Source organism: Lysinibacillus sp. NPDC047702 (genome assembly GCF_050272555.1).
Classification (GTDB): domain Bacteria; phylum Bacillota; class Bacilli; order Bacillales_A; family Planococcaceae; genus Lysinibacillus.
Window position 1 is genome coordinate 1 of sequence record NZ_JBNNMG010000105.1, and the last position, 10,805, is coordinate 10,805.

A 10,805-nucleotide genomic window follows, 5' to 3' on the forward strand; every position below is an offset into this window, starting at 1 on the left:
TAGAAGAATCTGTTTAAAAAAACAAATAGAATCATAAAAATGCCACAAAAAATTTGTGGCATTTTCATTGACATAATCTTATTTCAACACTATGACCTCTATAGGTAGTGATCTGAATGAATTTAAGCTACTTTTCAGAGGTGTCCAAACACCCGCTGAAATAGAGGAACTCAGGCTAAGATCTTCACATCCTGTGAAAACGCCTGAGTGACCAACATCGTGTTGGCCCAAAGCCTCTGGCGGATGTCACGGAATCGAAAAGGAGTTAATAAAGGATGTTAGCCTAAAATCATCGCATCCATGCGATAACGGCTAACTGATCTGCATCACGCAGGCCTAAGCACAAAGCCGATTCCGGACGCAATTATGCCGAGGCATAATTGATATAAACAAATTCCAAAAAAACTGTTCTACAGCAATGCCATAGAACAGTTTTTTCATTTCTCGATCTTTCTTGGACTTCGTAAGTCTTTTTCTAAAGGATAAAATTGAACATGTCCTGTTTCATCATCAAATTGGCGAATATGCTGAATGCCCTGTACCTCAGCTAAAACGATATCGGCTGTAATTACAATATTTCCACCCTTTATCAAATGCCCTCCCGATACTTGACCCCATTGATCACTCATTGATCCATGAAGATGCGTCTCATATTCTCCATCACGTTTACACACAACACCAGCACCTTGAATAAATTCAAGGGGTCCCTCTTTTTTAACTACTTCACTGAAACCGACATTAATTTTAGAGGTCTCATCTGGTACTAAATATACAAAACTACTTTTTTGAAAACTGCCAATACAGCTAACAATGGTAGCCGACTCAATATCGTTCTCTTGACAGATTGCCTCTATCCCCTCAATAATATCAGTCCCCATTAAAATACGAGCACTAATCACTTTTCCAAATGCTCCAACTCCATAATTTACTCTTATAGGCATCCCTACACCCCCTTTTGCTTCAAAATTATTTACGCCCAACGTCCAGCTAGCTCTAAAAGCTTCTACTCAAAATCCGTAGGGGGCTCTCACTTGATTCAGCGGATGCAAAAACAAAAAACCATTCATCTCTTCACATATTTGCTAAATCAAAATAAATAAAAAATAAAATAATTATTGACTAATAATAACCTATAATTTATATTAGTTCTATCGGATTTATAAAAATACTATATATCTCTTATCAAGAGTAGCTGAGGGACTGGCCCTATGAAGCTCGGCAACCTCCTTTTTAAAGGAAGGTGCTAAATCCTGCAAACGATTGTCGTTTGATAGATAAGAGAGGACGTTTTTTCATGAGCCTCTCTTAGTTTATAAGAGAGTTTTTTTTATTTTTAAAAACCGATAAAACAAACTTTGGAGGTCATTTTCATGAAGAAACGAAACAAATTTTTAATAGGCTTAGCAGGTCTTACATTAGCAGCGGCATTAGTAGGCTGTGGTACAAAAGAAGATAGTAATGGCGACCAAGGTAAGGCTATTAATGAAAATAAAATCGTAGTAGGTGTCACTTCTGGTCCACATGAACAAATTGCAGAGGTTGCGGCAAAAGTTGCAAAGGAAAAAGGCTTGGAAGTAGAGCTTAAATCCTTCTCTGACTATGTTTTACCTAATACTTCATTAGCTGAAGGCGATCTTGATGCAAACAGCTATCAGCACGAGCCTTTCTTAGATACTTTTAATAAAGATCATGATACAGACTTAGTACCAGTAGGAAAAACTATTCTGAATCCAATGGGTGTTTACTCTGAAAAATATAAATCTTTTGATGAAATACCAGACGGAGCAACATTTGGTTTACCAAACGATCCAACAAACGGTGCCCGTGCACTATTTGTTTTACAAGAAGCTGGCTATATTAAATTAAAAGAAGGTACTGGCCTAACAGCATCTATCCGTGATGTTGAGGAAAACAAGAAAAATTTAAAATTCATAGAGTTAGAGGCTGCACAAATTCCAAAGCAGCTTAGTGAGGTTGATGTAGCTGCTATTAATACAAACTTTGCGCTTGATGCTGGCATTAATCCTAAAGAAGATTCTATCCTTTTAGAATCTACTGACTCTCCTTATGTAAACTATATCGTAGTACGTGCCGAAAATGAGAATGATCCAACGATTAAAAAATTCGTTGAAGCTTATCAATCTGATGAAGTACGCAAATTTATTGAAGATGAATTTAAGGGTTCTGTAATTGCAAGCTGGTAAGTACTAAAAATAGACTTCGACAAAGTGGTTATTTTCCCCATCTTCCACTGATTATTCGTTGAAACAATTGGGCTTATACAGGTTATTAAGATCCCTACTTAGAATTTTTTGTTCTTGAAAAGGGGATTATACAGCACGTTAAGCGGGATAAAATAGAGAATCTGCTAGAATCCTTTGGGAAAGCGAGCAGATTCTTGCTTTTTAGAAAGGAGACATCCATATGATTCGGTTAGAAAATATATCCAAAGAATTTAAAACAAAAAAAGGTATTGTCAGAGCAGTGAATGGGATTAACCTTCATGTTAAAAAAGGTGAAATTCATGGGGTCATTGGCTATAGTGGTGCAGGTAAAAGTACACTTATTCGCTGTGTCAACCTATTGGAGCGTCCAACAGCAGGAAAAGTTTGGATCAATAATGTGGATATTACTTCCCTTTCCCTAAATGATCTTCGAAAGACCCGTCAAAAGATCGGGATGATCTTCCAGCATTTTAATCTCTTAAAAACTGCGACCGTTTATAACAATATTGCTATCCCATTAAAGCTTCTTGGCTATAACGATGTCGAAGTAAAAAATCGTGTGGCGAAATACGCTGAAATTGTTGGTTTAACAGAAAAATTAGAAAGCTTTCCAAGTCAGCTTTCAGGAGGTCAAAAACAACGAGTTGCTATTGCCCGTGCATTAGCACAGGAACCCGAAATCTTACTAAGTGATGAAGCGACTAGTGCACTTGATCCAGAAACAACAGAAGCCATTCTTGAGCTTTTATTGAAAATTAATCGTGAGCTAGGCATTACTATTTTACTTATTACGCATGAAATGAATGTCATACAAAAAATCTGCGATGATGTATCTGTTCTTGAAGCAGGGAAAGTTGTGGAATACGGCTCTGCTATTGATCTTTTTGCGAAGCCTCAGCACCCAACAACGCGAAAGTTCTTGAACACGATTTCACAGCGTAATCTATCCCCTTCTCTTATCCAGCAGCTCAATGTTTCAGGGAGTGTTATTCGTCTAACATTTCTCGGAGAAAGTACTGGAAAACCGTTACTGACAGAGGTCAGCAAAGTATACGATGTTCAGCCAAATATTTTAACTGCCAATATTATTGAATTAAAAAATGGCATCGTCGGAAATATCGTCGTTCATTTAAATGGTGAGGCGCATATTGTACAAAAGGCATTAACGTATTTCACAGAAAATGGAGTAGCCGTAGAGGAATTAGGAGGCGAACAAAATGAATAGTATTCAAGGCTTCTTTACAGATTGGTCAGATGTTATTGGAAAATCAATTATCGAAACCTTCCAAATGGTCGGAATATCTTTATTCTTTTCCATAGTCATTGGAATTCCATTAGGGCTCTTAATTGTTTTAACACGTCCTGGTCAATCTTTTGAAAATAAATTTCTTTATCAATTTTTTAATTTATTCATTAATATAATTCGCTCCGTCCCATTTATCATTTTACTCTTCTTTATTTTACCGTTTACAAAGCTAATTGTTGGGACAACGATTGGTGTGAAAGGTGTGATTGTACCACTTGTTGTTTATACGGCACCTTATATCGCACGACTGATGGAGACAGCACTATTAGAAGTGGACCCAGGTGTTGTAGAGGCTTATACAGCAATGGGCATTAAACGCCGTCATATTATCTGGAATGTTTTATTACGCGAGGCTCGCCCTTCTATCATTTTAGGCTTAACCATTGCCACAATTGGTCTTATTGGAGCAACAGCAATGGCAGGAATGGTTGGTGCGGGTGGTTTAGGTGATCTTGCCTACCGTTATGGTCATTTACGCTATGAGGTCGATGTTATGTATGCGACCGTATTTATTTTAATCATTCTTGTTCAGAGTATTCAATCTATTGGCAATCGGTTTGCAGCAAAACTTAAGAAGGATTAAGGAGGAGCACTGTGACAAATGAAATTTATGTAGAGAAAAATGGTTATATAGCAACTTTAGTGATAAATCGTCCTGAGAAACGTAACTCTTTATCAAGGGCAATGTTTCAGGCTATTTTGAATGAGCTTCATCATTTAAGCTCTGACCCTTCTATCAAACTTTTAATTGTCCGTGGCGTAAATGAGGTTGCCTTTTCTTCAGGGGCAGATATTAGTGAGTTTTTAGATATTCGTTATGCAGCTGACAACGCGAAGGCATACAATGATTTGGCATTAAGGGCAATTGACGCACTCTATAAATTTCCGCACCCAACCATAGCTATGATACAGGGTTTAGCAATTGGTGGTGGCTTAGAAATAGCAAATGCCTGCGATTTTAGAATTGCTACACCCAAAAGTAAATTAGGCATCACTGCCGCAAACATCGGCATCGTCTATAATCTTGAAAGTACAAAGCGTCTTATCAATATTGTTGGAGTTGCCAAGGCGAAAGAAATTTTATACACAGCAAACATTTTTACAGCTGAAGAAGGAAAAAGTATTGGCTTGATTACTGCCCTACATGAGCCAGAGGATATCGAAAATGCCACACAGCAATTCGCTGAGCATCTCTTAAGTAAATCTTCTGTTGCCAATGCCGGCATTAAAAAAATTATACAAGCTATTGTAGATGGTGAAAATGAAGAAAATGATGTGTTAGCTCAAATCATTCTTAATTCCTTTAGCTCAGATGATTATAACGAAGGCATACAGGCATTTTTAAACAAAAGAAAGCCCATTTTTAATAAATAAGTGAGGTAGTAACAATGACAAAGACAACTGATGGAGACCTGCTATTAAAAAATATAACCTCCCAAGCGCCCTTCCCCATTTGCTTTGCTGATTTAGAGAAGGCTGTAGCAGAAAAAATTGAAGCTGGACCTTTTGGCTACATACGTTCAGGTGCTGGTGGCGAACAAACATTGCGCAATAATCGTGCAGCATTTGAAAAGTATTCCATAGTACCTCGCTTCTTAAATGATGTTTCAAATATTGATACTTCGATTAATCTTTTCGGAAAAACATATCCAACGCCATTTCTATTTGCCCCTGTTGGCATGAATAAAATGGCACATGATGATGGGGAGCTTGCAGTTGTCCGTGCTGCTCAACAATTAAAAATACCCTATATACAAAGCACAGTTTCTAGCCATGCACTTGAGGATGTTGCACAAGCTGCCCCTACCGCTACAAAATGGTTTCAGTTATATTGGTCTACCAATGAGGAAATTGCTTATAGTATGGCCGCTCGTGCAGAGTCTGCTGGCTTTGAAGCAATCGTCCTCACAGTCGATACAGTTATGCTTGGCTGGCGCGAAGAAGATGTTCGCAACCAATTTTCTCCTTTAAAGCTAGGCTATGCAAGAGGAAACTACATCAATGATCCCGTGTTTATGGCTTCTCTGCCAGATGAATCATTTGAATCCTACGTCCAAGGTGTACTTCAAAATGTTTTCCACCCTACCTTAAGCTGGGAAAATGTACGTGAATTAAAGCGTCGATCTAATCTTCCTATCCTATTAAAAGGTATTCTACATCCTGAAGATGCAAAGCTAGCTATAGACAATGGTATAGACGGTATTATCGTTTCAAATCATGGAGGTCGCCAACTGGATGGCGTAGTAGGATCACTTGATGCACTTCCAGCGATAGTAAAAGTGGTGAATGGACAAATTCCTATTATTTTAGATAGTGGCGTGTATCGTGGCATGGATGCCCTAAAAGCGCTTGCTTTAGGAGCAGATGCAGTAGCAATCGGCCGTCCTTTTGTCTATGGACTGGCGCTAGACGGACAGAATGGAGTCGAAAAAGTCATGACGAATTTATACGATGAATTGAAAGTTTCCATTGCATTAGCAGGAGCAACCTCTATTCCAGCACTACGAAATATTAATTTAGTGAAAAAAGATGGAGTCGATGAAAAATGAATCAAGCATTACAAGGCTTAAAAGTTGTTGATCTCTCGCAGGTGCTTGCCGGTCCATACTGCACAATGGTATTAGCAGATATGGGAGCTGAAGTTGTTAAAATTGAGAAGTATCCCCATGGAGACGACACACGCACGATGGGCCCCTTTATTAATGAAGAAAGCCATATGTACATGATGGTTAATCGCAATAAAAAAGGTGTTTGCTTGAATTTAAAAACACCAGAGGGATTAGAGCTTTTTAAAGAGCTTATCCAATCGGTAGATGTGCTTGTGGAAAATTATCGACCTGGCGTCACTAAAAAGTTAGGAATTGATTATGCAGCATTAAAAGATATTAACCCTGGTCTCATATATTGCTCCATTTCCGGTTATGGTCAAACAGGTCCTTATAGTCAAAAGGGCGGCTACGATATTATGGCGCAAGGTCTTAGTGGCTTAATGCATATGACTGGTGAAGCAGATGGCAGACCAGTAAAGGTAGGCTTTGCTGTAAACGATATTGCGGCTGCTCAAACAGCATTACAATCTATTTTAATGGCCTATATTTACAAGCTACGTAGCGGTGAAGGACAATATATTGATGTTTCCTTAGTAGAATCTGGACTGGCATGGACAGTTTGGGAGGCGGCAGCTTACTTTGGGCAAGGTCAGCTACCTGAGCGAACAGGTACTGCGCATCGTGTTTCCGCACCTTATCAGGGTTTTAAAACGCAGGATGACTATATTTTAGTAGGTGCAGGCAATCAAAAGCTATGGGAGATTTTTGCCGCGAAAGTCGTCAATCGACCAGATTGGCTGAGTAATCCACTGTTCGCATCAAACTACTTACGAGCTCAGAATGTTAAAGCATTGGAGGAAGAAATCGAAAGTGAATTGGTCAAGCATAAAGCTGCATATTGGCTTCAGCTTTTAGATGAATATGGTGTACCATCTAGCCCAATCTATTCCTACGATCAAACATTGAATGATCCTCATATTTTGGAGCGCGGTATGGTCCTATCCTATGAGCATCCAACCGCTGGGTCAATGCGTACACTGGGCTTCCCAGCGAAATTTTCTCAAACCCCTGGACAGCTAACAAATGCCGCCCCAACATTAGGGCAACATAATGAAGAGATTTTGAAATCATTGCATGTGACAGATGAACACATAAAACAGTTAAAAGCCACGAATATCATTCATTCAAAATAGAGCTTATGTGATTCAACCCAGTTTATCCGTCAATTTGAACGTTCTATCCGTTGATTTAGTCTAGCTATCCATCACTTAGAGTGTTCTATCCATCTATACGTAATAAAAGGGCTGCCTCACTAAGAGGCAACCCTTTTTTTATTGAATTACACCTAGTTCGCGACCTACTTTTTCATAAATTGCGAGTGCATCATCTAGCATTTCTTTTGTATGAGCCGCTGTAGGCATATTACGAACACGACCTGTACCCTTTGCAACCGTTGGGAAAACGATTGATTTCGCATAAACGCCTTCTTCAAATAAGCGTCGAGAAAACTCCTGCGTCAGCTTTTCATCGCCAATAATACATGGAGTTATTGGTGTTTCGGATTCTCCAATATTAAAGCCTAACTTGGCAAGCCCTGCTTTTAAATAATCGCCATTTTCCCAAAGTTTATCGTGGAGCTCAGTGGAGTCAATTAACATTTGAACTGCTGCCGTAATCGCTGCAACATCGCCAGGTGGTAGTGCTGTTGAGAATAAAAATGGACGTGAGCGTACCTTTAGCCAGTCAATTAAATTTTTCTTACCAGCGACATATCCACCAACAACGCCAATTGCTTTAGAAAGTGTACCAATTTGGAAGTCGATTTCTTTCTCTAAACCAAAGTGCTTCACTGTACCTTTTCCTTTACCTGTTACACCTGAGCCATGAGCATCATCCACATACGTAATTAAATCAAATTCCTTTGCAATCTCAACAATTTCCGGCAATTTAGCAATATCACCATCCATGGAGAAAACACCATCAGTAATGACCATAACTTTATTGTATAATCCAGATTCTTTCGCTGCTTTTGCCTTCGCACGTAAATCATCCATATCAGAGTGATTAAACGCGATGATTTTCGCCTTTGATAAACGGCATCCATCAATAATAGAAGCATGATTCAATTGATCCGAAAGAATCGCATCATTTTTATCCATTACAGCTGAAATCGCTGCCATATTACAGTTAAAGCCTGATTGATAGGAAATAGCTGCTTCTGTTCCTTTAAATTCAGCAAGCTTTTCCTCTAATTTAACGTGTAGATCAAGCGTACCATTTATAGTACGAACAGCACCTGCTCCGACACCATATTTATCAATAGTCTCTTTGGCAATACGCTTCAATTCTTCATTTGTTGCTAAGCCAAGGTAGTTGTTTGAGGATAAGTTGATAAGATTTTTGCCACGCACCTGAATAACAGGTCCATTGGCTCCCTCTACTGGATCAATCTCGTTGTATAAGCCTTGGTCTCTCAAGTCTTGTAGGTTTTCATCTAAAAATGCATTTAATACTTTTGACAAGCGTATCATCCTTTCCTAGGAAAACTGTTCTAGCTCCTAGTGTAGCATAAGCACGCCATTTGAAAAATTACTTTGTTAATCTTTCGAATAGTGGAGCAGTTTTTTCTCGCCAAAGTGAAGAAGATAGACAATGGTCTAATAATCTGCGTACAGTATACTCTGCTTCCGCAAATCGCTTGGAGTAGCCCATTGCATCCTGCATGGCCTCTTTATACTTTACATGGATATCCTCGATTAGAGCTTCTGCATCCTGTGTTAATGCACAATGTTTTCCTATATCAAAAATTTCATCCCCCAGTCTGCCATCCTGTGGATCAAAGACATGTGGCTCCGTACTATCAAATATGCAGAAGTTTAATTCCGGGATAATGACCATATCAACAGAGCCTGCATCCAAACCACACCAAATAATTTGTGCATCTAGCCCTCTCTTATTAGCTTCATCTGCTAAATCCTTCATTAAGGAAGATTTACCTGTCCCCGGCTTACCTTTTATCATTAATCGACGAGCTAAATTTTTAGTAATACTCTCTACTGTATTTTCAGCGCCTCTTGGTGTTAATGTTCCAAGCAAACGGTGTGTGCGCATTCCAGTTTTATTTAAAACGATTGATTGGAAAACGTTTGTTTTTAACATTTCCACTTGATCATTTAATGCTTGCCAATTCATACAGCTCTGTGTGACAATCTCCCAATCATCATGAATCCTAATAGCTTTACTTAGCGTAGCTATACATTTATCACGCCATAACTCACGTTCCTTCATTGCCTCAGCGAGCTGTTCGCCTACTTTTTCGAGCTGAAGGTCCTCTAAACAATCATAAAATGACATCACATGATGCTTTGTTCCAAGGAAAGTCGGTTCGATGCCCCATTCAGATGACCAAATATAGAGTCGATCACACCCTCGAACAAACACTGCCTCCACAACATCCTCTAACAATGCGTGCTTAAACCACTCTACCGCGAAACCCTGCTTAACGTAAAAATAGCCAAGCTCTTTTAAAAGCTCCGACCCCTTCATTGTTGGAGCACCTTGCAATAGATAAACCAAATCCGCCTCATCCATCATTTCCTTATATAATTGTTTAATTCCTTGCCCTGTCAATGCGTGTCCAAAATAATAGGTCACATTTCCGTTCAATACCGCTCCTCCTTTATCTTATGCCCTGCATTATATGAAACGGCAGCAAAAAAAATGAGAAGCTACTTCAATCCTTTAAGATAAAAGTAGCTTCCTATTTAATAGAATGGCTTAATCCCCTCTATATTGCCAATACACTTCATTAAGATCTTTCGACAATAGGGTAATGAATATTGCACAATATAGCCTGATGTTAAAGCAATGACCACTGTTCCAACACCGACAGGACCTCCAAGCAACCAGCCTAAAATTGTCACCAGCACCTCAATGCCCATTCTCGCCGTTTTAATTGTCCCACCAAATTTCTCAACCAAAATCATCATCAATGTATCACGTGGCCCCGCCCCCATATTGGGTGCTATATACATACCACAACCAAAACTTAAAACAAATAAACCTATCACAAAATAAGTAATCTGTAGACCATATATAGTCGTTGACGGCAATAGCCAATTAAAAACATCTATAAATGATCCGATTAGAAGCATATTAAGCCAAGTTCCTATCTTTGGCCATTGTCGTAAAACAATTGAGGTCGAAACAACAATAAAAAGCCCTGTCAAAATAGACCACGTCCCAATCGATAAACCAAAGTTTTGAAATAAACCCACATGCAGCACATCCCAAGGGCTTGTCCCTACAATTTTACCCTTAATAGACATGGTAATCCCAAGGGACATAATTATTAGGCCACCTATAAAAAATGCCCAACGCCACCCCATAATTTTTCGCATTTCATATCCCTCTCTCTATGTATGATATTGCACTAACTGTACCATAGTTTCTACATAAATCGGGGGGATGGGACTTGCCTGCTTCTCTTATAAAAACAATTTTGGTTACCTGAGCGGTTCTTCACACTGACCGAGCGGATTCTTTGGCTACCTGAGCGGTTCTCCTCGTTAGCTGACCAAACTGTTTCCCTACATGAGCGGTTTTCTTCGATAGCCGAGCAAATTTGTGATTAGTATAAATAATGGACACGGAAAAGTGAGCGTATGTATGATAATCCTAATTACATTAGAGGACGTGTTCAACATGACTAAAAGATCCACACCG

Annotated in this window: 10 protein-coding genes and 1 riboswitch; of the genes, 6 read left to right on the plus strand and 4 right to left on the minus strand. The window is 39.1% G+C overall.

What is annotated here, in order from left to right; translation table 11 throughout:
* Positions 1–437: 437 nt before the first annotated feature.
* A complete protein-coding gene (locus ACQKIM_RS27115; RefSeq protein WP_427549897.1) occupies positions 438–941 on the minus strand; it encodes a PPC domain-containing DNA-binding protein in 504 nt (167 codons plus the stop codon).
* Between the two features lie 235 nt (positions 942–1,176).
* A riboswitch (SAM riboswitch) is annotated at positions 1,177–1,281 on the plus strand.
* An 89-nt stretch (positions 1,282–1,370) separates the two neighbouring features.
* Between ACQKIM_RS27115 and ACQKIM_RS27120 the strand changes: the two genes are divergently transcribed.
* The 6 genes from ACQKIM_RS27120 (at position 1,371) to ACQKIM_RS27145 (ending at position 7,273) form a co-directional block, all read left to right on the plus strand.
* Positions 1,371–2,204 (plus strand): MetQ/NlpA family ABC transporter substrate-binding protein, encoded by an 834-nt coding sequence (locus tag ACQKIM_RS27120; RefSeq protein ID WP_427549899.1) that lies wholly within the window; start codon positions 1,371–1,373, stop codon positions 2,202–2,204.
* Positions 2,205–2,424: 220 nt separating this feature from the next.
* Complete coding sequence (locus ACQKIM_RS27125; protein ID WP_427549901.1) at positions 2,425–3,450, plus strand: methionine ABC transporter ATP-binding protein; 1,026 nt, start codon at positions 2,425–2,427, stop codon at positions 3,448–3,450.
* A complete protein-coding gene (locus ACQKIM_RS27130) occupies positions 3,443–4,114 on the plus strand; it encodes a methionine ABC transporter permease (protein ID WP_427549903.1) in 672 nt (223 codons plus the stop codon). The genes ACQKIM_RS27125 and ACQKIM_RS27130 overlap by 8 nt, the downstream gene beginning before the upstream one ends.
* A gap of 11 nt (positions 4,115–4,125) precedes the next feature.
* The gene (locus ACQKIM_RS27135) at positions 4,126–4,905 is read left to right on the plus strand and encodes an enoyl-CoA hydratase/isomerase family protein (protein WP_427549905.1); all 780 of its coding nucleotides are present in this window, start codon (positions 4,126–4,128) and stop codon (positions 4,903–4,905) included.
* A 14-nt stretch (positions 4,906–4,919) separates the two neighbouring features.
* Positions 4,920–6,080 carry an alpha-hydroxy acid oxidase gene (locus ACQKIM_RS27140; RefSeq protein ID WP_427549907.1) on the plus strand — a complete coding sequence of 387 codons (1,161 nt, stop codon included), beginning with the start codon at positions 4,920–4,922 and terminating at the stop codon, positions 6,078–6,080.
* Positions 6,077–7,273, plus strand: coding sequence for a CaiB/BaiF CoA transferase family protein (locus tag ACQKIM_RS27145; protein WP_427549909.1), 1,197 nt, complete (start codon positions 6,077–6,079; stop codon positions 7,271–7,273). The genes ACQKIM_RS27140 and ACQKIM_RS27145 overlap by 4 nt, the downstream gene beginning before the upstream one ends.
* Before the next feature lie 138 nt (positions 7,274–7,411).
* Here ACQKIM_RS27145 and ACQKIM_RS27150 read toward each other — a convergent pair whose 3' ends face one another.
* The 3 genes from ACQKIM_RS27150 to ACQKIM_RS27160 form a co-directional block, all read right to left on the minus strand.
* Positions 7,412–8,611 carry a glycine C-acetyltransferase gene (locus tag ACQKIM_RS27150; protein ID WP_427549911.1) on the minus strand — a complete coding sequence of 400 codons (1,200 nt, stop codon included), beginning with the start codon at positions 8,609–8,611 and terminating at the stop codon, positions 7,412–7,414.
* A gap of 58 nt (positions 8,612–8,669) precedes the next feature.
* Positions 8,670–9,746, minus strand: coding sequence for a nucleotide kinase (locus tag ACQKIM_RS27155; RefSeq protein WP_427549914.1), 1,077 nt, complete (start codon positions 9,744–9,746; stop codon positions 8,670–8,672).
* Between the two features lie 98 nt (positions 9,747–9,844).
* Entirely contained in the window at positions 9,845–10,480 is a 636-nt protein-coding gene (locus ACQKIM_RS27160; RefSeq protein ID WP_427549916.1) for a YczE/YyaS/YitT family protein, read from the minus strand.
* Positions 10,481–10,805 lie beyond the last annotated feature (325 nt).

What these genes read in the sequence shown, in the direction of transcription:
- ACQKIM_RS27115 (WP_427549897.1), bottom strand. Translation starts at nt 941, where the DNA reads ATGCCTATAAGAGTAAATTATGGAGTTGGAGCATTTGGAAAAGTGATT.
- ACQKIM_RS27120 (WP_427549899.1), top strand. Translation starts at nt 1,371, where the DNA reads ATGAAGAAACGAAACAAATTTTTAATAGGCTTAGCAGGTCTTACATTA.
- ACQKIM_RS27125 (WP_427549901.1), top strand. Translation starts at nt 2,425, where the DNA reads ATGATTCGGTTAGAAAATATATCCAAAGAATTTAAAACAAAAAAAGGT.
- ACQKIM_RS27130 (WP_427549903.1), top strand. Translation starts at nt 3,443, where the DNA reads ATGAATAGTATTCAAGGCTTCTTTACAGATTGGTCAGATGTTATTGGA.
- ACQKIM_RS27140 (WP_427549907.1), top strand. Translation starts at nt 4,920, where the DNA reads ATGACAAAGACAACTGATGGAGACCTGCTATTAAAAAATATAACCTCC.
- ACQKIM_RS27145 (WP_427549909.1), top strand. Translation starts at nt 6,077, where the DNA reads ATGAATCAAGCATTACAAGGCTTAAAAGTTGTTGATCTCTCGCAGGTG.
- ACQKIM_RS27150 (WP_427549911.1), bottom strand. Translation starts at nt 8,611, where the DNA reads ATGATACGCTTGTCAAAAGTATTAAATGCATTTTTAGATGAAAACCTA.
- ACQKIM_RS27160 (WP_427549916.1), bottom strand. Translation starts at nt 10,480, where the DNA reads ATGCGAAAAATTATGGGGTGGCGTTGGGCATTTTTTATAGGTGGCCTA.